Raw genomic sequence first — 22458 nt, forward strand, 5'->3', positions numbered from 1 at the left:
TGCCACCGCACCGGCCCGCCCGCAAGACTCCTCCGGCTCATGCGTGACTGCCCGGTCCTCGCCGACCCTGGTGTCAGGGAGGCATCAACGGATGAGAAGGAGCACGTCATGGTGGAGAAGGAGGCTGCGGGGCGCGGGACTGCGTCACGTCAGGCTGGCGCTGGAGCCCGACACGAAGTTCGACGAGATCGTGGAGATCCTCAAGGAGACCCTCACGATCCGCCCGCCGAAGGGCGGCGGCTGCGCGCCCTGCCTGAGCGGCCTGGACCGGCTGTCGATCGACAGCGTCGTCTTCGAGCGGCTGCAGCAGGTCGCCCGCGTCGAGCGGTTCTGAGGCCCGGTCGTGCTGGGCGTCGGACTTCTGTACCAGCCGGCCTGGCGCGACCTCGTCCTCGACGGCGCGCTGCCGGTCGACTACCTGGAGGTCATCCCCGACACGCTCTGGCGCGACCGCGGCGCGGGGGAGCCCACGCGGTTCGTGTCCGAGCCGGAGGACCGCCGCTACCTGGAGCGGGTGCGGGCGCGGATGCCCGTGCTGCTGCACGGCATCGGGTTGTCGATCGGCAGCGCCGGCCCCCTCGACGAGGGGTACGTCGACGAGCTGGCCGCATGGGTGGAGTGGCTCGACCCGCCCTGGCTCAGCGAGCACCTCGCCTACTGCGCGGTCGAGGAGGAGGGTGCGCCGGTCAGCCTCGGGCTCACCCTGCCGCTCGCCCTGGAGGAGGAGACCGTCGACCGGGTCGGGCCCCGGGTGCGGGCGCTGCGCCAGCGCTTCGGCCGGCCCTTCCTGCTGGAGAACAACGTCTACTACTTCGCCACGCCCGCGGAGCCGCTGACCGAGCCGCAGGTGCTCAACGCCCTCAGCGCCCGGTGGGGCGGCGGGGTCCTGCTGGACCTGCACAACCTGTGGGTGAACGTGCGCAACGGCGCGATGTCGGCAGCGTCGTACCTGGCGGAGCCTGGGTCGTCCGCGGTGCGCGAGGTGCACGTGGCCGGCGGCATGGAGCTCGACGGCTTCTACCTCGACGCGCACTCCGGTGCCCCGCCCGAGGAGGTGTGGGCGCTGCTCGACCAGGTGGTCGCGGCCTGCCCGAACCTCGGCGGGGTCACCTTCGAGTCTGCTCGGGTCGTGGGGCGAGGAGGTCGGCGTCGCGGGCATCGCGGCCGTGCTGGAACGCGCGCAGGCAGTGCTCGGGGCGGTGCGATGAGCGCCGCGTCGTACCAGCGGGTGCAGGCGCGGATGGTGCTCGAGCCGGCGTTCGCGCGGCGGGTCGCGGCGGGGGAGGAGCCTGGACCGGCTCACGGAGGTGGAGGTGGCGCGGCTGCGGGCCCAGGCCACCGACCCGGGGATCGCGCTGTGCACGACGCTGCACGAGGGCTGGCGGCTGACCAAGTCTGCTCACCCTGCTGCCGACGGTGTTCGCGATCGGCGATCCGGACGACCTGGCGGCGCTGGTGCGGGAGTTCTGGGACCAGCACCGCCCGCGCGGGCTGCGCTTCGAGGGCGAGGCCGCGGCCTTCGCGCGGCTGGTCGCCGAGCGGGCGGGCGAAGGCCCGTTGCGCGAGGTCGCCCTGCTGGAGGCCGCCGCGCTGGTGGCCGTGACGTGACCGCCCGATGAAGACTGCGTACGTCGCCGTCCGCGGCACCGCCGGGCGGCTCCGGCACGCCTAGCCTCGGCCGGGTGGACACCCGCACCGCGCGTCGCCTGATCGCCGCCCTCGCCCTCGGCGTCGGCCTCTGGTGCGCCCTGCTGGCGTGGCGCTGGGACTGGTTCATCGACCTGCGCGTCTACGAGCTCGGCGCCGGGGCACTCTTCGGCGGCGACCTCTACGGTGTCCGCTTCCACGTCGCGGACCTGCCCTTCACCTACCCGCCCTTCGCGGCCGTGCTCATGCTCCCGTTGGCGGTGCTGCCGATCTGGGTGAGCGCCCTCGTCTGGTCGGTCGCGTGCGTGCTCGTGCTGGCCTGGGTCCTCGACGCCACCCTGCGTGCCTGCGGGGCGGCGCCGGGCGCGTGGGTGCTGCCCGCCGTCGTCGCGGCCGCCCTGCTCTCCGAGCCGGTCTGGTCGACGCTCTCCTTCGGCCAGGTCAACCTCTTCCTGATGGCCGCGATCCTCGCCGACGTGCTGCGCCCCGAGCGGCGGTACGCCGGCTGGATGGTCGGCGTCGTCGCGGGCATCAAGCTCACCCCGCTCTTCTTCGTCGCCTTCCTGCTCGTCCTGGGCTACCGGCGCGCGGCCGGCACCGCGGTCGGGGCCTTCGCCGCGACCGTGCTGCTCGGTGCGGCCCTCGCGCCCAGCGCCTCGTGGGCGTACTGGACCGACGTGCTGTGGGACCCGAGCCGGGTCGGCGGCGTGGAGTACGCCGGCAACCAGTCCGTCCTCGGGATCCTCAGCCGGGTGCTGGGGCACGAGGCGCCGACCGCGCTGTGGTTCGCGGTCGCCGGGCTCGCGGCGCTGGTCGCGCTGCTCGCCGCCCGGCTGCTGTGGAGCTCGGCCTCGCCGGCCGCCCGTCCGCTGGCGGTGTGCACGGCGTCGTACGGGATGCTGCTGGCCTCGCCGATCTCCTGGGACCACCACTGGGTGTGGCTGGTGCCCACGGTCGTGGCGCTGTGGTTCAGCGAAATGCCGCGGGCGCGTGTGGTCGCCGGCCTGGTGGCGGCCATCGCCTTCTCGCGGGCGATCTGGTGGTCGCCGTTCCGCGACGGCAAGGAGTACGACTGGAGCCTCGCGGAGGGGATCGCGGGCAACGCCTACGTGCTGGCCGCGCTCGTCCTGCTCGTCGCGGCCGCGGCGTGGGGACTGCGCGCGGCGCGCAGCAGCGACTCAGGTGCCGGGCGGCGGCTCCGCCTCTTCGCGTAGCCGCGGCTCGGTGCGGTTCTCGGGCCGGATTCCGTGCTTGTCGGCGTAGAACGCGCGCACCCGGTCCATGTCGGCGCGCACGTCCCCGGTCGGGTGGAAGGTCGGGCCCATCCCGAGTGTGCGGGTCGGCCCGTCGACGAAGCCCAGGCTGATCGGCAGGCCGGTCTGCTGGGAGATCCGGTAGAAGCCCGCCTTCCAGAACTCACCCTTGCTCCGCGTGCCCTCGGCGGCGATGACGAGCCTGGAAGGCGTCGTCCTGCTCTGCCGCGACGAGGAGGGCGCGGATGGTCGCGCCGGGGCTCGACCGGTCGAGCGGGATGCCGCCGGTGTGGCGCAGCACCCAGCCCACGAGACCCTTGAAGTAGCGGTCCGCGACGAGCACGTGCGGCCGGACCCCGTGGGCCCAGGCGATCATGAGCATGGCGACCCAGTCCCACTGCGAGGTGTGCGGTGCGCCGACCAGGATCCCGCTCTCGGGCACCTGGCCGACCAGGCGCCAGCGGGTGAGGCGGAGCAGTCCGCGTGCGACGGTGCGCCGGACCCTCATGGGATGTGCCATGAGGTGACCGTAGCGGTACGGCGTACGGCTCAGCCGCCGTGGCGGTCCGAGGGGTCGGCGGGCGGCGCCGTCGGGTCGGGGAACATGCGCTCGGTGTCGTTGGCCACGTCCTCGTTGCGCTTGCGGTCGGCCAAGAAGGCCCACAGGAGCCCGCCGACGATGAAGACGGCGACGACGGCGCCGAGGAAGATGGCGACTGCTGCGGTGTCCATGCCGCGACCGGTACCCCGCCGTGCGGCTTTCAGCCGGGCGACACGCGGCCTGTTCAGTCTTGACTCATTCAAGAAAAGTGGCAGGATGGTCGTCATGCACCGGCCCGACTTCTCCCAGCAGGCTGCGGGAGGCTGCGCTCCGGGTCACCCGGCCGCGCCTGGCCGTGCTGGCCGCCGTGCACGACCACCCCCACGCCGACACGGAGACGGTGATCGCCGCGGCGCGCTCGCACCTGCCGGACGTGTCGCACCAGGCGGTCTACGACTCCCTGCACACGCTGACCCAGTCCGGGCTGGTGCGCAGCATCAAGCCGGCCGGCTCCGTGGCGCGCTATGAGACGCGCACCGGCGACAACCACCACCACGTCGTGTGCCGCTCCTGCGGCTCGATCGCCGACGTGGACTGCGCCGTCGGGCACGTCCCCTGCCTGACCGCCTCGAACTCCCACGGCTTCGTCATCGACGAGGCCGAGGTCATCTACTGGGGCCTGTGCCCCGAATGTTCCGTCCGCACCTGACCGACCACCTCGAAAGGTTGAGCATGTCCGAGAACCAGTCCGGCTGCCCCGTCGCCCACGACGGCGTGACGCCGGAGGGCAGCGAGAGCGAGAACCCGGCGCTGTCGTCGCCGACGCCCAAGACCCATCGTCCCCGGACCAACCAGGACTGGTGGCCCAACCAGGCTGGACCTGTCGGTGCTGCACGCGCACGCCCCGGCCGGCAACCCGCTGGGCGAGGCGTTCTCCTACAAGGAGGAGTTCGCCAAGGCTCGACGTCGAGGCGCTCAAGCGCGACGTCACCGAGGTGCTGACCACCTCGCAGGACTGGTGGCCCGCCGACTTCGGTCACTACGGCGGCCTGATGATCCGTCTGGTTCGGCACGCCGCCGGCACCTACCGCATCTACGACGGCCGCGGCGGCGCGGGCGACGGCGCGCAGCGCTTCGCCCCGCTCAACAGGCTGGCCCGACAACGGCAACCTCGACAAGGCCCGCCGCCTGCTGTGGCCGGTCAAGCAGAAGTACGGCCAGAAGATCTCCTGGGCCGACCTGCTCGTGCTCGCGGGCAACGTGGCCCTGGAGTCGATGGGCTTCAAGACCTTCGGCTTCGCCTTCGGTCGCGAGGACGTGTGGGAGCCCGAGGAGATCAACTGGGGCAGCGAGGACACCTGGCTGGGCGACGAGCGCTACTCCGGTGAGCGCGACCTCTCGAACCCGCTCGGCGCGGTCCAGATGGGCCTGATCTACGTCAACCCCGAAGGCCCCAACGGCAACCCGGACCCGCTGGCCTCGGCCCGCGACATCCGCGACACCTTCGCCCGCATGGCGATGAACGACGAGGAGACCGTCGCCCTCATCGCCGGTGGTCACACCTTCGGCAAGACCCACGGCGCGGGCAACCCCGAGCTCGTCGGCCCCGAGCCGGAGGGCGCGCCGCTGGAGGCGCAGGGCCTGGGCTGGCTGTCGTCGTACGGCACCGGCAAGGGCGCCGACGCGATCACCTCCGGCCTGGAGGTCACCTGGACCGACCGGCCGACCGAGTGGAGCAACCGCTTCTTCGAGATCCTCTTCGGCTACGAGTGGGAGGCTCACCGAGAGCCCGGCCGGCGCCAAGCAGTGGGTCGCCAAGGACGCCGAGGCGATCATCCCCGGCCCGGCCGCGGACTCCCCGAAGCGCAAGCCGACCATGCTGACCAGCGACCTCGCGCTGCGCTTCGACCCGGAGTACGAGAAGATCTCGCGCCGGTTCCTGGAGAACCCCGACGAGTTCGCGCTGGCCTTCGCCAAGGCCTGGTACAAGTCTGCTCCACCGCGACATGGGCCCGGTCGAGCGCTACCTCGGCCCGTGGGTGCCCGAGGCGCAGGCTGTGGCAGGACCCGGTGCCGGCCGTCGACCACCCGCTGGTCGACGACGCCGACGTGGCCGACCTCAAGGCGAAGGTGCTGGACTCCGGTCTCACCGTCGCCGAGCCTGGTCTCCACCGCGTGGGCCTCCGCGGCGTCGTTCCGCTCCACGGACAAGCGCGGCGGTGCCAACGGCGCCCGGATCCGGTTCGCCCCGCTCAAGGACTGGGAGGTCAACCAGCCCGAGCAGGCTCGCCAAGGTCCTCGGCAAAGCTCGAGGAGGTCAAGGCCGCCTTCGACGCGCAGGGTGAGAAGAAGATCTCGCTGGCCGACCTCATCGTGCTCGCCGGCTCGGCGGGCGTCGAGAAGGCCGCCAAGGACGGTGGGTACGACGTGACGGTCCCGTTCACGCCGGGCCGCACCGACGCCACCGAGGAGCAGACCGACGCCGAGTCGTTTGCGGTCCTCGAGCCCCGCGCCGACGGCTTCCGAAACTACGCCCGCCCGGGCGAGAAGTCCGCCGCTGGAGACGCTGCTGCTCGACCGTGCGTACATGCTGGACCTGACGGCTCCCGAGTCGACCGTCCTGCTGGGCGGACTGCGCACCCTCGGCACCAACGTCGGCGGCTCCACTGCCGGCGTGCTCACCGACAAGCCCGGTGTGCTGTCCACCGACTTCTTCACCAACCTGCTCGCGCCCGGCGCGGTCGTGAAGGCCTCGGAGACCGAGGAGCACGGCTACGAGATCCGTGACGCCGCCACCGGTGAGGTCCGTTGGACCGCCACCGCGGCCGACCTGATCTTCGGCTCGAACTCGCAGGCTGCGGGCGCTCGCCGAGGTCTACGCCAGCGACGACGCGAAGGACAAGTTCGCCCAGGACTTCGTCGCCGCCTGGGTCAAGGTCATGGAGCCTGGACCGCTTCGACCTGCGCTGACCCGCACCGCACAGGAGGCCGCTCGGTTCGCCGGGCGGCCTCCTCGCATTTCCGGCGTGCGGCAGGATGGCGCCATGACCGACGCCGGCATCACCTACGTGCACGCGCCCGAGCACCACCGCTACGAGATCCGCGACGGCGAGACGCTCGCGGGCTTCACGCAGTACCGCCTGCCCGACGACGTCCACGTCGACTTCGTGCACACCGAGGTCGACGACTCCTACGGCGGCCAGGGGCTCGCCGGGCACGTGGTGGAGTTCGCGCTCGCCGACGTCCGGGCCCGGGGCAAGCGGATCATCGCGCACTGCCCCTACGTCGCGAAGTGGCTCACCAAGCACCCCGAGTACGACGACATCACCGACCCGGCGGCATGAGCGCGCCCGCACGACGCCACGTCTTCCTCGACAAGGCCGTCCCGGCGGCGTACAAGGCGGCGGCGGCGCTCTCGGACCAGGCGGGGGCGGCCGCGGAGGCCGCGGGCCTGGACCGCCGCTTCGTCGAGTCTGCTCAACCTGCGTGTCTCCCAGGTCAACGGGTGCGCCTACTGCCTGGACCTGCACCACCGCCGTGCCATCGAGGCGGGGGAGTCCGAGCGACGGATCGCGGTGCTGGACGCCTGGCAGGAGACCGCGCTCTTCGACGAGCGCGAGCGCGCGGCGCTGCAGGCGGCCGAGTCGATCACCCGGCTGCCCGATCCGCTCGACCGCGTCTACGCCGAGGACCAGGCCCGCGCCGTCCTGGGCGACGAGGCCTACAGCGCCGTCGCCTGGGTGGCGATCACGATGAACGCCTTCAACCGGATCTCGATCACCAGTCATCACCCTGTGAAGTAGCGCGCCACGCCCACGGCCGCCCCGGCCGCGATCAGCCAGGCGCTGTTGACCTTCGTGCGCCACAGCGCGAGCAGGGTCAGCCCGAAGAGGGCCACCGTGAGCGGATCGACCAGCCCGGCCCGTCCGAGCCTGGAGCGAGACGCCGGCCATCAGCGCGAGCGCGGTGGCGTTGACGCCGTCGAGCAGGGCGCTGGTCCACGCCCGCGAGCGCAGCCAGTCGGTGAGCCGGGTGAGCAGCCCGACGAACACGAACGACGGCAGGAAGATCGCCACCGTCGCCAGGAAGGCGCCCGGGAGCCCGGCCACGACGTAGCCGAGGAAGGTCGCGGTCGTGAACACCGGGCCCGGCGTCACCTGCCCGACGGAGATCGCGTCCAGCACCTGCTGGTGGGTGACCCAGCCGAGCCGGTCGACGAAGTCGCCCTCGAGGAAGGCCAGCAGCACGTAGCCGCTGCCGTAGAGGACGGCGCCGATCTTGAGCATGGTGAGGAAGAGACTCGGTCAGCCGCCCGTCCTGCTGGGTGCCCGCGACGAGCAGGGGCAGCGCGAGGGCCGCCGGCCCGCGCCGGGTCAGGTCACGCACGCCGCGGACCGCCGCGACGAGCGCCGCGCCGGCGAAGAGCACCACGAGCTCGTTGACCCCCAGCAGGTACGCCGCCAGGGCGATCCCCGCGAGCAGCGCGAGCCACCACGAGGACAGCACTGTCCTGCCGAGGCCGACGATCGCCCAGACGACGACGGCGACCACGACCGGGACGACGCCGTAGAGGAGGCCCTCCACGGCCGGGGTGTCGCCCTGCTCGACGTACACCCAGGCCAGCAGGGTCACCATCACCGCCGCCGGCACGATGAACGCGACCCCGGCGACGAGCAGCCCGCGCCAGCCGGCCCGCTCGTGGCCGAGGTGGATCGCCAGGCTCGGTGGAGTTGGGCCCCGGGATGAGGTTCGTGGCGCCCATCAGGTCCGCGAAGCGCTGGTCGGTGACCCAGTGCCGGCGCCGGACCAGGCTCCTCGCGCATCAGCGCGGTGTGCGCGGCCGGGCCACCGAAGGCGATCAGCCCGAGCCGCAGGAAGACCGCGGCGACGTCACGGACGCGGTGCACCGGCTCAGGTGATGGTCATGCCGCCGTCGACCGCGAGGGTCTGCCCGGTGACGTACCCGGCGGCGTCGGAGGCCAGGAACACCAGCGTCGCGGCCAGGCTCGCGCGGGTCGCCCTTGCGGCCCGCGGGGATCCGGGCCTGCTGGGACTCCAGGTAGCCGGGCGGGTAGGTGTCGGTCATCTCGGAGGCGAAGAAGCCCGGCGCGATCGCGTTGACCCGGATGCCCTTGCGGCCGGTCCACTGCTGGGCCAGGTCGCGGGTCAGCCCGATGACGCCGGCCTTGGAGGCGGCGTACGCGGCCTGGGGGAGCCCGGCGGTGGTGATGCCGAGGACCGAGGAGATGTTGATGATGCTGGAGCCCGGTTGCATCACCCGGCCGCAGGCCTGGGCCATCCAGTAGTCGCCGTTGAGGTTGATGTCGATGACCTGGCTGAACTGCTCGGGCGTCTCCCGCGTGGCGGGCACGGCGGTCCCGACACCGGCGTTGTTGACGAGGATGTCGACCCGGCCGAACTCCGCCATGGCCGCGTCGACGAGCGCCTGGCAGGACGCGGCGTCGGCGACGTCGGTCTGCACGGACAGCGCGCGGCGGCCCGCGGCCTCCACGAGACTCGGCGGTGTCGGCGAGGCGCTCGACGCGGCGGGCGCCGAGGGCGACGTCGGCGCCGGCCTCGGCGAGGGCCTTGGCGAAGTCGACGCCCAGCCCGGAGTCGGCGCCGGTGACGACGGCGACCTTGCCGTCGAGTCGGAACAGGTCGGTGACGGTCATGGGGCGAACGGTAGCGGCCCCGGGCATCGGGCCGGTGACACGGCCTTCTAAGGTATGCCTAACTTTCGCCCTCGAGGTAAGGACTCCCGTGGACCCGGTGACCGAACGACCGCTCGGCGCGCTGTGGGCCCGCTACCGGCGCTACCGCGGCCGGTTCGTGCTCGCGATCGTGATGTCGACGGTCAACAAGGTGGCCGACGTCGTCCCCGAGTCTGCTGATCGGTGCGGCCGTCGACGTGGTGGTGCGCGGGTCGGGCTCCTTCGCCGCGGACCTGCTCGGCGTGGAGTCCCGGCACGCCCAGACTCGCCTGGCTGGCGGCGATCAACTTCGCCGTCTGGGTCGTCGAGTCCGCTTCCGAGTACGTCGCCGCGGTGCTCTGGCGCGGGCTCGCCCAGGGTGTCGAGCACGACCTGCGGGTCGAGGCCTACGACCACGCTCAGCACCTGCACCTGGGCTGGCACGAGTCGCGGGCGTCCGGCTCGACGCTGGCGACCCTCAACGACGACGTCAACCAGACTCGAGCGGATGCTCGACATCGGCCTGCCCGCGATCCTGCAGACCGCGCTCAACGTGCTGCTCGTCGGCATCGTGTTCGCCGTCGCCTCCTGGCAGTCTGCTCGTCCTGGCCTTCCTGCCGATCCCGGTGATCATCGCCGGCTCCCTGGTCTTCCAGCGCCGCCTGGAGCCGCTCTACGCCAAGGTGCGCGAGTCGGTCGCCGACCTCTCCGGGGCGCTGAGCGCCAACCTCGCCGGCATCGCGACGATCAAGTCCTTCACCGCCGAGGACCGCGAGCGCGACCGCATCGAGCGGGTGTCCGCGGCCTACCGCGAGACCAACCTGCGCGCGATCCGCTCCTCGGCCGCCTTCGTCCCGATCGTGCGGATGGCGATCCTCGCCGGCTTCACCTGCACCCTGCTGCTCGGCGGCTGGAAGACCCTCGACGGCGACCTGGGCTCGGGCTCTACTCCGTGCTCGTCTTCATGACCCAGCGCCTGCTGTGGCCGATGACCGACGTCGCGGAGGTGCTCGACCTCTACCAGCGCGGCCGCGCCTCGACCGCACGGATCCTGGCCCTCCTCGCCGAGCCGGTCACCGTCCCCGCCGGCTCGGCCACCCTGGAGCGACCGGTGCGCGGGCGGGTCGAGCCTGCGCGGCGTCCGGGCCGGGTACGCCGACGGGCCGGACGTCCTGCACGACGTGGACCTCGTCGTACCGGCCGGGGAGACGCACGCCATCGTCGGCTCCACCGGTGCCGGCAAGTCCTCGCTGCTGCGCCTCGTGCTGCGCTTCGACGACCCACGTGCCGGGGCGGTGCTGCTCGACGGCACCGACGTGCGCGACCTCGACTGGGACTCGCTGCGCGGCTCGGTGGGCTACGTCGCCCAGGACATCTACCTCTTCTCCGGCTCGCTGGCCGACAACATCGCCTACGGCCGCCCCGGCGCGACCCGCGAGCAGGTCGTCGCCGCCGCCGAGGCGGCAGCCGTCGCGTCCTTCGTCGACGGCCTGCCCGAGGGTTACGACACCTGGGTGGGCGAGCGCGGCGTCACCCTCTCCGGCGGCCAGCGGCAGCGGATCGCGCTGGCCCGTGCGCTGCTGCGCGAGCCGGCCCTGCTCGTCCTCGACGAGGCCACCAGCGCGGTCGACAACGAGACCGAGGCCGCCATCCAGCAGTCCCTGCGCCGGGCGGGGGAGAGGTGCACCACCCTGGTCGTCGCGCACCGGCTCTCCACGGTCCGCCACGCGCACCGGATCTGGGTGCTCGACGCCGGCCGCGTGATCGAGGCGGGGACCCACGACGAGCCTGGTCGCGAGCGACGGCGCGTACGCCGCGCTGTGGCGCGTCCAGACCGGTGAGGCCGTGGCCTGAGGCACCGCCCGGGACGGATATCCTGACCGCGTGAGTGAAACGGTCGCGCCCTCCGAGGTCCACTACGACGTCCATGCCGTCGAGGAGAAGTGGCTTCCCGTCTGGGAGGAGACTCGACGTCTTCCGGGCCGACGACGCCGCCGTGCTCGCCGGGGAGCGCGAGAAGCGTTACGCGCTGACGATGTTCCCCTACCCCAGCGGCGACCTGCACATGGGGCACGCCGAGGTCTTCGCGCTGCACGACGTGCTCGCCCGCTACTGGCGCTTCCGCGGCTACGAGGTCCTCAACCCGATGGGCTGGGACTCCTTCGGCCTGCCGGCGGAGAACGCCGCCATCAAGAACGACGAGCACCCCGCGACGTACACCTATGCCAACATCGAGACCCAGGCTCGCCTCGATGAAGCGCTACGGCACCAGACTTCGACTGGTCGCGCCGGCTGCACACCTCCGACCCGGAGTACTACCGGTGGACCCAGTGGCTCTTCCTGAAGTTCCGCGAGCAGGGCCTGGCCTACCGCAAGAACTCCCCGGTCAACTGGTGCCCCAACGACCAGACGGTGCTGGCCAACGAGCAGGTGCTGGCCGACGGCACCTGCGAGCGTTGCGGCGCGGAGGTCACCAAGCGCGAGCCTGACCCAGTGGTACTTCCGGACCACGCAGTACGCCCAGGAGCTCTACGACGCCCTGGACGACCTGCAGCCGACCTGGATCGACAAGGTCGTCAACGCCCAGCGCAACTGGATCGGCCGCTCCGAGGGCGCACAGGTCACCTTCGACATCGCCGGGCACGACCCCATCACCGTGTTCACCACGCGGCCCGACACCCTGGTCGGTGCCACCTTCATGGTGGTCGCGGCCGACGCGAAGCTCGCCCAGCAGCCTGGTCGCCCCGGACCGGGCGCAGGCGCTGGAGGACTACCTCGCCGACGTCCGCAAGGCCTCCGACATCGACCGCCTCGCCACCGACCGTCCCAAGACCGGCGTCGACCTCGGCGTGACCGCGACCAACCCGCTGACCGGGGAGCAGATCCCGGTCTGGGCCGCCGACTACGTGCTGGCCGACTACGGCACCGGCGCCATCATGGCCGTGCCCGCGCACGACGAGCGCGACCGCGAGTTCGCGGAGAAGTTCGGCCTGCCCATCGTCGCCGTCTACGACGACGAGCAGCCCTACGACAAGGCCGGCGAGGTCTCGAAGGCGATCGCCGCCCTGGAGGCCAACGGCCACGGGCAGGGCACCGTCAACTTCCGGCTGCGTGACTGGCTGCTCTCGCGCCAGCGCTACTGGGGAGCGCCGATCCCGATCATCCACTGCCCGGTCGACGGCGAGGTGCCGGTCCCCGAGGACCAGCCTGCCCGTCGAGCCTGCCCGAGCCTGCGCGGCGCGGACCTCAAGCCGAAGGGCACCTCGCCGCTGGGCGCGGCGCGCGAGTGGGTCGAGGTGGCCTGCCCGACCTGCGGTGGCCCGGCCGAGCGCGACACCGACACGATGGACACCTTCGTCGACTCGTCGTGGTACTTCTTCCGCTACCTCTCGCCGAACGACGACACCCAGGCCTTCGACCCCGCGCTGGCCAAGGCGTGGGGGCCGATCGACTTCTACCTCGGCGGCGACGAGCACGCGGTGCTGCACCTGCTCTACGCCCGCTTCTTCACCAAGGTGCTGCGCGACCTGGGGCTGATCGACTGGGACGAGCCGTTCTCGTCGTACCTCTCGCAGGGCAAGGTGATCAACAACGGCGCCAAGATGAGCAAGTCGCTCGGCAACGGCGTGGCGCTGGGCCCGCAGGCTGGCGGAGTTCGGGGTGGACGCGATCCGGCTGACGCTCGTCTTCGCGAGCCCGCCGGAGGACAACGTCGACTGGGCGGACGTCTCCCCGGCCGGCTCCGCGCGCTTCCTGCAGCGCGCCTGGCGGCTCTCCGGCGACGTGACCTCCGCGCCCGGGGTGTCGTTCGCCGACGGCGACCTGGCGCTGCGCAAGGTCACCCACAAGACCGTGCACGAGGCCGCGCAGCTTGCTCGACTCCTACCGCTTCAACGTCGTCATCGCGCGCACGATGGAGCTCGTGAACGCCACCCGCAAGGCGATCGACTCGGGCTGCGGACCGGCCGACCCGGCGGTGCGCGAGGCGGCCGAGACCGTCGCGATCCTGCTGTCCCTGGTCGCGCCGTTCACGGCCGAGGAGATGTGGGAGCGCCTGGGCCACGAGCCGTCGGTCGCGCAGGCGACGTGGCCGTCCGTGGAGCCGGAGTCTGCTGGTCGACGACGCGGTCACCGCCGTGGTCCAGATCCAGGGCAAGGTGCGTGGCCGCCTGGAGGTCTCGCCGGAGATCAGCGAGGCAGACCTGGAGGCGCTGGCGCTCGCCGACCCCGCGGTGCAGAAGGCGATCGACGGTCGTGCGGTCCGCAAGGTGATCGTCCGCGCTCCCAAGGCTCGTCAACATCGTGGTGTGATCTCCGTCGTGGGGACCACCGCTCTCGTCACCGACTCCACGGCGCACCTGCAGCCCGGGGTGGACGAGGCGTGCGACGTGAGCGTCGTACCGCTGCAGGTGGTGATCGACGACGACGTGCACGACGAGGGCTCGGAGGCGGCGACCCCCGAGCGGGTCGCGGCCGCCCTGCGCGAGAAGCGCGCGGTGAGCACCTCGCGGCCGGCGCCGGCGGTCTTCTCCGAGCTCTACGAGCGGCTGGCGGCCGAGGGCGCCACCTCGATCCTGTCCGTGCACCTCTCCGCGGAGGTGAGCGGCACCTTCGAGTCGGCGCTCGTGGCCTCGCGGACCGCGCCGGTGCCGGTGACCTGCGTGGACACCCGGCAGGTGGGCGTCGCGACGGGGTACGCCGTCGAGTCGGCCCATGCGGTGCTCTCCGCCGGTGGAAGCCTCGAAGAGGCAGCGGCCGCGGCGCGGGGGCGCTCGGCGTCGGCGACCTCGCTGTTCTACGTCAACACCCTGGAGTACCTGCGCCGCGGTGGCCGGGTCGGCGCCGCCGCCGCCGTCTTCGGCGGGGTGCTCGCGGTCAAGCCGCTGCTCGGCATCGTCGACGGTGTCATCGCGCCCCGGGCCAAGGTCCGCACCGCGGCCAAGGCGATCGCCCAGCCTGGAGGCGATGGCCGTCGAGGCCGCGGGCGAGCAGCAGGTCGAGGTCTGCGTCGCCCACCTCGCGGCCGAGGAGCGGGCGCTGGCGATGGCCGAGCGCCTGGCCGAGGAGCCTCGGCGAACGGCTGGTCCCGGGCCGGGACGGCAGTCCGGTGCGCTGCGTCGAGCTCGGCGGGGTCCTCGGCGCTCACGTCGGCCCGGGCATGCTCGCGATCTGCGTCGCGCCCGTCCTTCCTGCCCCGTCCGACACCTGAACGTCCCCTTCCTCTCCACAGCGCGCCCGCGCCGGCGCTCTCTCCACAGCCGTTCCCGGCTTCGCCCGGCCGCGCCACCTTCCCTCCCTACGGTGCCGCCATGCACCCTCGCCGCGCCCGCCCCGACCGCTCCCTGCCGGCCCCTCAGGACGCCGCCTCCCGCCGCCTCGCGCTGATCGCGGCCGGCACGGCGCCGGTCGAGGAGCCAGCCGCACCGGGGTCCGAGGACGCCTGGTGGGCCGACCACACGCACATCGCCGCGGCCCTTCCGCTCGTGGGCGCAGAGGAGCCCGACCCGCCGGCGCTCCCGGTGCCGGGGCGGCACGCCGCGCGACGGCGTGTGCTGCCCTCAACCGGCCGGCTCCGTGACCTCCTGCCGTCGCTGGCGCCCGCGCACGTCGCCGTGGTCGCCGTCGTCGTCGCGCTCGGACTGGCCGTCACCGCCTGGTGGGTGGTCCGCGCGGACCCGGGACCGGGCGTCGTACCGGTGGCGGGGGAGGTGTCGACCCCGCTCGTCACCACCGCAGAGGCCGGGCCCGCCGCGCTGACCAGCGGTGCCACGACCGCCACCCCGCTCCCACCGACCTCGGGCGCCTCGGTGACGGTGGACGTCGCCGGCAAGGTACGACGCCCCGGGATCGTCGTGCTGGCCCCCGGCTCCCGCGTCGCTGACGCGCTGCGCACCGCCGGCGGCGCGCGTCCCGGTGTCGCGACCACCGGTCTCAACCTCGCCCGCGTGCTCGTCGACGGTGAGCAGATCGTCGTCGGCGCTCCCGCGCCGCCGGCCGCTCCTGCGGGGGGACCGGGGCCGTCGGGGGCATCGGCCGCGCCGGCGTCCGGTGGGCCGCTGGTCAACCTCAACACCGCCGGCCAGGCCGAGCCTGGAGACGCTGCCGCAGGTCGGCCCGGTGACCGCGCAGGCGATCATCGCCTTTCGCGAGCAGCGCGGCGGGTTCACCAGCGTCGAGGAGCCTGTTGGAGGTCGATGGCATCGGGGAGAAGACGCTGGCCCGCCTCACGCCGTACGTGACGGTGTGAGCGGTGGCCGGCCCCGCTCCCGCACCGCCTCGCCCGCCCCGTCACGACCTGCGTGCGCCCCTCCTCGGGGCCGCCGCCTGGTTGGCGGGCCTCGCCGCGGGCCTCCCGGCCCGCACTGGCTGGCTGCTCGCCGGGCTGCTCGTGCTGACCACCGCCGTGCTCGCCACCCGCCGGGCCCGCTTCCTGCTGGCCGCGCTCCTGGTGGCCACCGCCGTCCTCGTCGGGGCGCTCCTGCGCCACCAGGCCGTCACGACCAGCCCGCTGCACGAGCGTGGCGCCGAGCACGCGACGGCGCGGGTGGTGGCGACCGTCGTCTCCGACCCACGACCCGTCAAGGGGCAGTGGGGTGACCGGGTCGCGGTCCGGCTCCGCGTCACCGAGTCGACCACGCGCGGAGTCCGCCGCCGCCTCGGCGGGACGATCGTCGTCCTGGGCGACCCGGTCTGGAGCGGCGTCGCGCTCGGCGAACGGGTCCGCGCCGACGGCCGGCTCGCGCCGGCGGACGACGACGGCGTCGCGGCCGTGCTGCTGTCCTCCCGTGCGCCCGTCCGGATCCGCGGTCCCGACCCCTGGTGGCGGGCCTCCGGTGCGCTGCGCGCCTCGATCCGCGCGGCGGTCGCCGGACGCCCACCGGCACAGGCGGGGCTCGTCCCCGCGCTGGTCGACGGGGACGAGTCCGCCCTGCCGGACGAGCTCGAGGCCGACTTCCGCACGACCGGGCTGACCCACCTGACCGCCGTCAGCGGCACCAACCTCACCCTGGTGGTGGGCGCGCTGCTGCTGCTCGCCCGGGCCGTGGGCGTGCGCGGCCGCTGGCTGGCGCTGGTCGGCGCGGCCGGCATCGCCGGGTTCGTGCTGCTGGCCCGCACGGAGCCGAGCGTGCTCCGGGCCGCCGCGATGGGCACGGTCGGGCTCTTCGCCTTCGGCCCCGACGGGCGGCGGCGGGGCCTGCGGGCACTGGGCATGGCCCTGGTCGTGCTGGTCCTGGTCGATCCCGGGCTCGCGACCTCGGCCGGGTTCGCGCTGTCGGTGCTCGCCACGGGCGGGATCGTGCTGGTCGGCCCACCGCTGAGCGATGCTCTCGCGCGCGGGCTGCCCCGGCTCCTCGCGGAGGCGGTGGCGGTGCCGACCGCCGCGCAGGCTCGCCTGCACGCCGGTGATCGCCGTGCTGTCCGACCAGGTCAGCCTGGTGGCCGTCCCCGCGAACCTGCTCGCCGGCCCGGCGGTCGGCCCGGCCACCGTGCTCGGCCTGCTCGCCGGTCTGGTCGGGTTGGTGTGGCCGGCCCTCGCCTCCCTGATCGGTACGACGGCCGGCTGGTGCGTCGCGGCGATCGTCGAGGTCGCCCAGCGCGGTGCCGCCCTGCCCGGTGCCGCGGTGGGCTGGGGGAGCGGGCCGTGGGCGATCACGCTGCTGGTGCTGCTGTGCGCCGGCGTCGCCCTCGGGCTGCCCCGCCTCGTCCGGCACCGGACGGTGGCGGTCGCGCTCGCGGTGGTGCTGGTCGCGGTCCTGCTCGGGATCCCGGGCCGGCTGCTCCCGCGCGGGCTGCGCGGGTGGCCGCCGCCGGGGTGGCTGCTGGTCGCCTGCGACGTGGGCCAGGGCGACGCGCTGGCAGTCGCGGCCGGGCCGGGCGCGGCGGTGGTCGTGGATGCCGGGCCGGACCCGGACGCGGTGGACGCCTGCCTGGACCGGCTCGGGGTGGAGCAGGTGCCGTTGCTGGTGCTCACCCACTTCCACGCCGATCACGTCGACGGGTTGCCGGGGGTGCTGCGCGGGCGGCGGGTGGCATCGATCGTCACCAGCCCGGTGCTCGACCCGCCGGGTGGGGTGACGGTGGTGCGCGACGCCGCCGGGGCGGTGGGCGTGCCGGTGCGCCCGGCGTCGTACGGGTCGGTGTGGCGGGTGGGGCAGGCGAGCCTGCAGGTCCTCCACCCGGACCTGCCCGAGCAGCCGGGCGCGGGCGACGGCAGGCTCGGCCAACGACGCCAGCGTGGTGCTCGTGGTCGATGCGGGCGGCCTCCGCATGCTGTTGACCGGCGATGTGGAGCCGCCCGGTCAGGAGCGGCTGGCGCGGCTGCTGCCGGGCCTGGACGTCGACGTGCTCAAGGTCCCGCACCACGGCAGCCGGCACCAGGACGAGCGCTGGCTGACCTCGCTGCGCCCGGAGGTGGCGCTGGTGTCGGTGGGCGCGGACAACGACTACGGGCACCCCGCGGAGGGCCTCCTCCGGCTGCTGGCCGGGGCCGGCGCGGACGTGCACCGCACCGACGAGGAGGGAGATCTCGCCGTCGTACGACGACCGGACGGCTCGGTCGCCACCGCCACCCGCCGGTGACGTCGGACCCGTGTGGGAAGGTGTCTCCCATGCGCGCCGCGGACGTGTTGGGACGGGTCATCCTGGTCACCGGCAAGGAGGAGTTCCTCGGCGCCCGCACCGTCGAGGACGTCAAGGCCGCGGTGCGTGAGCACGACGCGGAGGCGGAGTTCTCCGATGCCTCCGCCGCCGACCTGACCCTGGCCTCGCTGGGGGAGATGGCCGCGCCGTCGCTGTTCTCCGCGGTGCGCTGCGTGGTCGTGCGCAACCTGGAGAACCTGCCCGACGAGTCGGTCGAGGGCCTGGTGGCCTATGCCGGAGCGCCCGTCGAGGACGTTGCCCTGGTCCTGGTCCACGGCGGCGGGCAGAAGGGCAGCGGCGTGCTGACCAAGCCTGCGCAAAGCTCAGGACCGGTGACCGAGCACAAGTCCGAGGAGCTCAAGCCCTCGGACTTCCCGGGCTTCGTCGCAGGGGAGGTGCGCCGCCACGGCGCGACGATCGACCGTGAGGCGGCCGTCGTCCTCATCGAGGCGGTCGGGCGCGACTTGCGCTCGCTCGCCGGCGCCGCCTCCCAGCCTGACCAACGACTTCCCGGGGGAGCGGATCGGCGAGGAGCAGGTCCGCCGCTACTTCGGGGGCCGCGCGGAGGCGAAGTCCTTCGCCGTGGCCGACGCGGCCTTCGCCGGCCGCGACCGGGCGGCGCTGGAGGAGCCTGCGCTGGGCGCTGGACGCGGGCACCGCCGCGGTGCTGATCACCTCGGCGTTCGCGGGCAGCGCCCGCGGGCTGGCCCGCCTGGTGAGCGCGCCGCGAGGGATGCGCGACGCCGACCTGGCGCGCGAGGTCGGCGTCCCGCCGTGGAAGCCTGCGCTCCCTGCGCGACCAGGCCCGGGGCTGGACCGAGGCCGGGCTCGCCCGCTCGATCCGCGCGGTGGCCCAGGCGGATGCCGACATCAAGGGGGCGGCGAGCGACGCGTCGTACGCCCTCGAGCGGCTGGTCCTGACGATCACCGCCCTGCGCCGCTCGTAGCAGCGGGGGAAATCACGAAGGGAGCCCCCGGACGGGGACTCCCTCGACGTGATGGCTCCGGACCGGAGCCAGGACGGGCGGCTCAGAGAGCGGCGGCCCGCTTGGTGATCGCCGACTTGCGGTTGGCAGCCTGGTTCTTGTGGATGACGCCCTTCGAAGCAGCCTTGTCGAGCTTCTTGGTGGCGTCCTGCGCGAGCGCGACGGCGTTGTCCTTGTCGCCGGCCTCGGCGGCCTCGTTGAACTTGCGGATCGCGGTCTTCAGGCCGGACTTGACGGCCTTGTTGCGCTCGTGGCGCTTCTCGTTCTGCTTGTTGCGCTTGATCTGGCTCTTGATGTTGGCCACGGGTGCTGTGCCTTGTCTGTCGGAGGAATGCTGGTCTGGTCCGGAGCGCGTCGGTCGTGCGGGGTGCGTCCCGCCGCGGGGGCAGGCGCGCGCACAGGGATGACGCGACCAGCAAGGCTAACAGCGGGCGAACACCGCTCCCAAATCGTGCCCACCGACCGGCTCAGCGCGCCTCAGTCCGCCAGCCGCGCCGCTCGGCCAGCCAGTCGTCGATCACGTCGCGCTGCCAGGCCTGCGCCGCCCGGAGGTACGGCGAGGTGGGCGGCACCCGCTGGGCGGCCGAGGCGGTGAAGTAGCCCAGCACGAGCGCGAGCACGACGTCGATCTCCTCACTCGGTACGCCGGACAGCAGCGGGTGCGCCGCGAGGTGGGCCTCCACGTCCAGACCGTCCCCGCGCGGGCCGACGAGCAGCAGCAGGGAGTCCAGCCAGGCGGGCCCGCGGACAGGCCAGTTCCAGTCGCAGAGCAGCGCCCGCTCCCCGGCGCCGTCGGCGACGATCAGGATGTTGTCGTCGCGGACGTCGGTGTGGGCGAGGGTGTCGCCCGTGACGACCTCGGTGCAGGCCGCCGCGAGGGCGCCGATCTCCGCGGCCCGCGGGTGGTCGATGACGTCCCACAGACCGGGCCAGGAGGCGAACTCCTCGGCGGCGCTCGTCGCTCCGGTGGGAGCCGGGGTGAGGGCGGCCGCCGTGGTGAGCGTCAGGCTCCGTGGCGAGGGCCAGGTCGTCGTCGGTCCAAGGGCGGTGCGGGGCGCGCGCCTCGACGTGCTCGGTGGCGAGCACGAACCAGTCCTCGACGTCGTCGGTCCACAGCAGCCTGCGGGGTCGGTACGCCGGCCGGGAGGCCCGCGAGCCTGCACCGCCTCGTCGCGGTACGACGCGGCGAAGGCCCGCTGCGCCGTCCCCGACGCCGCCTTCACGAAGTGCCGGCTGCCGTCCTCGAGCGTCAGGACGGAGGCGAACCCGGGCGTGAACCCGCCGTCCTGCGACTGCGCCGAGGCGACCGTTCCGCCCAGGCGCCTCTCGATCGCTGCCCGCACCCGTGGGGGCAGGTGCGCCCACTGCACCCGCCGGGCGGTGCGGCCGTGGGGGATCCGGGGAGGAGGCACGCGCACATGATGGCGGACCAGGGCCGGGCGTGCGCCGCCACTACGCTTCCGGCCATGCTTCCGCGGCTCGCCCTCGCTTCCCTGGCCCTCACCACCCTGTCCTTCGCCGGCTGCGGCAGGTCGGACGACGACGCCCTGAGCGATCCGGAGCGGGCGCCGAGCACGGGGTCCACGACGACGCCGAGCACCGAGGCCGCGGCACCGACGGCACCGGCTTCGCAGGCCGCGCCGGCCGGCGAGCCTGCCCGACCCCTGCACCCTGCTCGACACCGAGCAGGCTGACCGACCTGCTCGGTGCCGACCCGGGCGAGGGCACCGTCGCCGGGCCCGCCCGGGCGCAGCGCAGGACCTGCACCTTCGAGGCCGGCGTGGTCCTCGCCGTGGAGGTCGCCACCGGGTGGGACGCCACCCTCGCCCGGCTCCGGCGCCAGGCCGGTGGGGGCGTGCTCGATCCGGCGCCGGGCATCGGCCGGGAGGCGTACTGGCAGGAGCGCGGCCGCCAGGTCGTCGCCCTCGGCGAGCACTACCTCGTGGGCGTCGCCGGCGCGGACCAGGCCGCCGGCAAGGCGGTCGCCGAGGGGATGCTCGCCGCCCTCTGACCCGCCCTCCCGAGCCGCCCTCCGAGCCGCCTCAGCGCCGCGCCGGGTCCAGCGTCCGGGTGTAGAGCGCCGCGCCCTCGACGTCGCGCAGCGTGACCGTGAGCCGTCGGCTCGTACCGTCCACCTCGACCTCGCCGAAGAACTGGAAGCCCGCCGCCGGGGAGGCGTTGGGCGCCGGGGGAGCGGCGACGAAGTCCGCGACCGGGCCGAACGTGCCGTCCAGCCTTGTTGGGCCCGAAGGCGCCGGCGTTGAGCGGTCCGGAGACGAACTCCCAGAACGGGTCGAAGTCCTGGTACGCCGCGCGGTCGGGCGAGTAGTGGTGGGCGGCCGTGTAGTGCACGTCCGCGGTCAGCCACACGTGGTTGCGGATCCCGGCGCGGGACAGCGCGGTGAGCACCTGCGCGATGTCACCCTCGCGGCCGAGCGGGGCGCCGTCGTCACCCTGGGCCAGCCCCTCCTGCAACGGCCCGTCCGGTACGACGAGCCCGAGCGGCAGGTCGTTGGCGATCACCTTCCAGGTGGCCCGCGAGCGCTGCAGGCTCATCGATCAGCCAGGCGGTCTGCCGCCGCCCCAGCACGCCGCCGTCGCGGGAGGTCTCGGTGTTCGCCGTGTTCGGGTCCTTGTGGGTGCGCATGTCGAGCACGAACAGGTCCAGGTGCGGCCCGTAGTGGATGACCCGGTAGACCCGGCCGTCCGGGTCGGGGGAGATCGGCGCGACCGGGGTGTAGTCGTGGAAGGCCCGCCGGGCGCGGGCGGCGAGCACGTCGACGCGCTTCTCGGTGTAGCGGGCGTCGTCGAGCACCTCGCCGGGGTACCAGTTGTTCGTCACCTCGTGGTCGTCCCACTGCACGACCTGCGCGGTCTCGGCGAGGAAGGCACGCCAGTTGTCGGCGAGCAGGTTGTAGCGGTACTGCCCGCGGTACTCCGCCAGCGTCTCGGCGACCTTGGTCTTCTCCGGGATGACGAGGTTGGTCCAGGTGGAGCCGTCGGGGAGCGCGACGGAGGACTGGACCGGGCCGTCGGCGTAGACGTTGTCGCCGCTGCACAGGAAGAAGTCGGCGTTGCGGGCCCGCATGGCGTGCGCGATCCGGAAGCCGCCGTACGTCGGGTTGACGCCCCACCCCTGGCCGGCGATGTCGCCCGACCACAGGAAGCGGACGTCGTCGCCGCGCCCCGGTGCAGTCCGCAGCCGGCCCGCGACCGGCTCGCTCACGGCCCGGTGGTCGTCGAGGGAGACCGCACGCAGCCGGTAGTGCAGGTCGGTGCCGGTGGGCAGGCCGTGCAGGTCGAGTCTGCCCGGTGAAGTCGGTGGCAGCGGTGACGACCGGCCCGCGCACCGTGCGCGCCCGGCGGAAGGAAGGGTCGCGGCTGATCTCGGCGACCAGCCGAGCGGGCCGGTCGGCCTTGGTCCACAGCACCGCGCCGCCCGGCCGTACGTCGCCCGACTGCACCCCGAGGGGCAGCACGGGACGGTCGCGGCGCACGAGCAGGGGAGCGGCGGCCGCGGCTCCCGGGAGTGCGGGGAGGGCGGTCAGGCCTGCGGTCAGCGCAGCGCCGCGGAGCATCCCGCGGCGGTCGAGACGGGCAGGAGCGGGGTGCGGGGGGGAGGGCCGGGTCCATGCTGGCCAGCCTGTCGTCGTACGGCGAACGCCCGGCCAACCGCGGGCGGCGAATTCTTGAACCCG

The 22458-nt window shown here is 73.6% G+C and carries 26 protein-coding genes and 4 pseudogenes; 19 read left to right on the top strand and 11 right to left on the bottom strand.

The genetic code is table 11. The features are described 5' to 3' along the window. The first annotated feature begins 190 nt into the window (after window positions 1-190). The 3 genes from G5V59_RS33920 (at window position 191) to G5V59_RS33930 (ending at window position 2861) form a co-directional block, all read left to right on the top strand. Window positions 191-334 (top strand): hypothetical protein, encoded by a 144-nt coding sequence (locus G5V59_RS33920; protein WP_278259380.1) that lies wholly within the window; start codon window positions 191-193, stop codon window positions 332-334. Between the two features lie 9 nt (window positions 335-343). Beyond that, the gene (locus G5V59_RS33925; protein ID WP_278259381.1) at window positions 344-1603 is read left to right on the top strand and encodes a DUF692 family multinuclear iron-containing protein; all 1260 of its coding nucleotides are present in this window, start codon (window positions 344-346) and stop codon (window positions 1601-1603) included. 79 nt (window positions 1604-1682) lie between these two features. Next, a complete protein-coding gene (locus G5V59_RS33930; protein ID WP_278259382.1) occupies window positions 1683-2861 on the top strand; it encodes a glycosyltransferase 87 family protein in 1179 nt (392 codons plus the stop codon). On the opposite strand, the gene G5V59_RS33935 is transcribed toward G5V59_RS33930, so the two are convergent. The 3 genes from G5V59_RS33935 to G5V59_RS33945 form a co-directional block, all read right to left on the bottom strand. Further along, window positions 2826-2972 carry a hypothetical protein gene (locus G5V59_RS33935; RefSeq protein ID WP_278259383.1) on the bottom strand — a complete coding sequence of 49 codons (147 nt, stop codon included), beginning with the start codon at window positions 2970-2972 and terminating at the stop codon, window positions 2826-2828. The two genes, G5V59_RS33930 and G5V59_RS33935, sit on opposite strands and share 36 nt — an antisense overlap. A gap of 91 nt (window positions 2973-3063) precedes the next feature. Beyond that, window positions 3064-3420: a 1-acyl-sn-glycerol-3-phosphate acyltransferase gene (locus tag G5V59_RS33940; RefSeq protein ID WP_278259384.1), complete on the bottom strand. Its 357-nt coding sequence runs from the start codon at window positions 3418-3420 to the stop codon at window positions 3064-3066. Window positions 3421-3449: 29 nt separating this feature from the next. After that, window positions 3450-3632, bottom strand: a complete 183-nt coding sequence (locus G5V59_RS33945) for a hypothetical protein (RefSeq protein WP_278259385.1) — start codon at window positions 3630-3632, stop codon at window positions 3450-3452. A gap of 122 nt (window positions 3633-3754) precedes the next feature. Between G5V59_RS33945 and G5V59_RS33950 the strand changes: the two genes are divergently transcribed. The 6 genes from G5V59_RS33950 (at window position 3755) to G5V59_RS38330 (ending at window position 7244) form a co-directional block, all read left to right on the top strand. Further along, the gene (locus tag G5V59_RS33950) at window positions 3755-4150 is read left to right on the top strand and encodes a Fur family transcriptional regulator (protein WP_278260232.1); all 396 of its coding nucleotides are present in this window, start codon (window positions 3755-3757) and stop codon (window positions 4148-4150) included. A gap of 23 nt (window positions 4151-4173) precedes the next feature. Continuing rightward, window positions 4174-4443, top strand: a complete 270-nt coding sequence (locus tag G5V59_RS33955) for a hypothetical protein (RefSeq protein WP_278259386.1) — start codon at window positions 4174-4176, stop codon at window positions 4441-4443. A 189-nt stretch (window positions 4444-4632) separates the two neighbouring features. Next, complete coding sequence (locus tag G5V59_RS33960) at window positions 4633-6228, top strand: peroxidase family protein (protein WP_341351359.1); 1596 nt, start codon at window positions 4633-4635, stop codon at window positions 6226-6228. A 21-nt stretch (window positions 6229-6249) separates the two neighbouring features. Beyond that, window positions 6250-6411: a hypothetical protein gene (locus G5V59_RS38325; protein WP_341351097.1), complete on the top strand. Its 162-nt coding sequence runs from the start codon at window positions 6250-6252 to the stop codon at window positions 6409-6411. A 74-nt stretch (window positions 6412-6485) separates the two neighbouring features. Then, window positions 6486-6785: a GNAT family N-acetyltransferase gene (locus G5V59_RS33970; protein ID WP_278260233.1), complete on the top strand. Its 300-nt coding sequence runs from the start codon at window positions 6486-6488 to the stop codon at window positions 6783-6785. Window positions 6786-7016: 231 nt separating this feature from the next. Continuing rightward, a complete protein-coding gene (locus tag G5V59_RS38330) occupies window positions 7017-7244 on the top strand; it encodes a hypothetical protein (protein ID WP_341351098.1) in 228 nt (75 codons plus the stop codon). A 76-nt stretch (window positions 7245-7320) separates the two neighbouring features. Here G5V59_RS38330 and G5V59_RS33975 read toward each other — a convergent pair whose 3' ends face one another. From G5V59_RS33975 to G5V59_RS33985, 3 genes are read right to left on the bottom strand one after another with little or no spacing between them, the layout of a single operon-like run. Next, the gene (locus G5V59_RS33975) at window positions 7321-8160 is read right to left on the bottom strand and encodes a chromate transporter (RefSeq protein ID WP_341351360.1); all 840 of its coding nucleotides are present in this window, start codon (window positions 8158-8160) and stop codon (window positions 7321-7323) included. After that, a complete protein-coding gene (locus G5V59_RS33980) occupies window positions 8076-8348 on the bottom strand; it encodes a hypothetical protein (protein WP_278259387.1) in 273 nt (90 codons plus the stop codon). The genes G5V59_RS33975 and G5V59_RS33980 overlap by 85 nt, the downstream gene beginning before the upstream one ends. Then, window positions 8300-8953, bottom strand: a complete 654-nt coding sequence (locus tag G5V59_RS33985; protein WP_278259388.1) for an SDR family oxidoreductase — start codon at window positions 8951-8953, stop codon at window positions 8300-8302. Before G5V59_RS33985 ends, G5V59_RS33980 begins: the two co-directional genes overlap by 49 nt. A 385-nt stretch (window positions 8954-9338) precedes the next feature. Here G5V59_RS33985 and G5V59_RS33990 point away from each other — a divergent pair, with 385 nt between their 5' ends. The 9 genes and pseudogenes from G5V59_RS33990 (at window position 9339) to G5V59_RS34030 (ending at window position 18445) form a co-directional block, all read left to right on the top strand. After that, on the top strand, window positions 9339-9764 hold the full coding sequence (locus tag G5V59_RS33990; protein ID WP_278259389.1) for an ABC transporter transmembrane domain-containing protein: 426 nt from the start codon (window positions 9339-9341) through the stop codon (window positions 9762-9764). Then, window positions 9761-10102 (top strand): ABC transporter transmembrane domain-containing protein, encoded by a 342-nt coding sequence (locus tag G5V59_RS33995; protein ID WP_278259390.1) that lies wholly within the window; start codon window positions 9761-9763, stop codon window positions 10100-10102. The genes G5V59_RS33990 and G5V59_RS33995 overlap by 4 nt, the downstream gene beginning before the upstream one ends. Window positions 10103-10315: 213 nt before the next feature. Continuing rightward, window positions 10316-10975: an ATP-binding cassette domain-containing protein gene (locus tag G5V59_RS34000; RefSeq protein WP_278259391.1), complete on the top strand. Its 660-nt coding sequence runs from the start codon at window positions 10316-10318 to the stop codon at window positions 10973-10975. A gap of 43 nt (window positions 10976-11018) precedes the next feature. Continuing rightward, a pseudogene (leuS, locus tag G5V59_RS34005) lies at window positions 11019-13423 on the top strand (leucine--tRNA ligase); the annotation flags it as partial. A gap of 99 nt (window positions 13424-13522) precedes the next feature. Then, window positions 13523-15373, top strand: coding sequence for a DegV family protein (locus tag G5V59_RS34010; protein ID WP_278260235.1), 1851 nt, complete (start codon window positions 13523-13525; stop codon window positions 15371-15373). Window positions 15374-15903: 530 nt separating this feature from the next. Then, window positions 15904-16461, top strand: a pseudogene (locus tag G5V59_RS34015) (ComEC/Rec2 family competence protein); the annotation flags it as partial. Beyond that, a pseudogene (locus tag G5V59_RS34020) lies at window positions 16457-17170 on the top strand (ComEC/Rec2 family competence protein); the annotation flags it as partial. The pseudogenes G5V59_RS34015 and G5V59_RS34020, both read left to right, overlap by 5 nt. A 199-nt stretch (window positions 17171-17369) precedes the next feature. Continuing rightward, on the top strand, window positions 17370-17714 hold the full coding sequence (locus G5V59_RS34025) for a hypothetical protein (protein ID WP_278259392.1): 345 nt from the start codon (window positions 17370-17372) through the stop codon (window positions 17712-17714). A 29-nt stretch (window positions 17715-17743) separates the two neighbouring features. Then, window positions 17744-18445: a hypothetical protein gene (locus G5V59_RS34030; protein ID WP_278260236.1), complete on the top strand. Its 702-nt coding sequence runs from the start codon at window positions 17744-17746 to the stop codon at window positions 18443-18445. A gap of 358 nt (window positions 18446-18803) precedes the next feature. Here G5V59_RS34030 and rpsT read toward each other — a convergent pair whose 3' ends face one another. Together rpsT and G5V59_RS34040 are read right to left on the bottom strand one after the other, a co-directional pair. Further along, a complete protein-coding gene (gene rpsT, locus G5V59_RS34035; RefSeq protein WP_278259393.1) occupies window positions 18804-19064 on the bottom strand; it encodes a 30S ribosomal protein S20 in 261 nt (86 codons plus the stop codon). Between the two features lie 163 nt (window positions 19065-19227). Continuing rightward, complete coding sequence (locus G5V59_RS34040) at window positions 19228-20178, bottom strand: hypothetical protein (protein WP_278259394.1); 951 nt, start codon at window positions 20176-20178, stop codon at window positions 19228-19230. A gap of 23 nt (window positions 20179-20201) precedes the next feature. On the opposite strand from G5V59_RS34040, the gene G5V59_RS34045 reads away from it, so the two are divergent. Continuing rightward, window positions 20202-20771: a hypothetical protein gene (locus G5V59_RS34045; protein ID WP_278259395.1), complete on the top strand. Its 570-nt coding sequence runs from the start codon at window positions 20202-20204 to the stop codon at window positions 20769-20771. On the opposite strand, the gene G5V59_RS34050 is transcribed toward G5V59_RS34045, so the two are convergent. From G5V59_RS34050 to G5V59_RS34060, 3 genes and pseudogenes are all read right to left on the bottom strand, one after another. Beyond that, window positions 20696-21283, bottom strand: a complete 588-nt coding sequence (locus tag G5V59_RS34050) for an alkaline phosphatase D family protein (RefSeq protein WP_278259396.1) — start codon at window positions 21281-21283, stop codon at window positions 20696-20698. The genes G5V59_RS34045 and G5V59_RS34050 overlap by 76 nt on opposite strands. Further along, entirely contained in the window at window positions 21210-21986 is a 777-nt protein-coding gene (locus G5V59_RS34055) for an alkaline phosphatase D family protein (RefSeq protein WP_278259397.1), read from the bottom strand. Before G5V59_RS34055 ends, G5V59_RS34050 begins: the two co-directional genes overlap by 74 nt. A 136-nt stretch (window positions 21987-22122) precedes the next feature. Then, window positions 22123-22338: pseudogene (locus tag G5V59_RS34060) on the bottom strand (PhoD-like phosphatase N-terminal domain-containing protein); the annotation flags it as partial. Between the last annotated feature and the right edge of the window lie 120 nt (window positions 22339-22458).

This window comes from Nocardioides convexus, assembly GCF_011090295.1.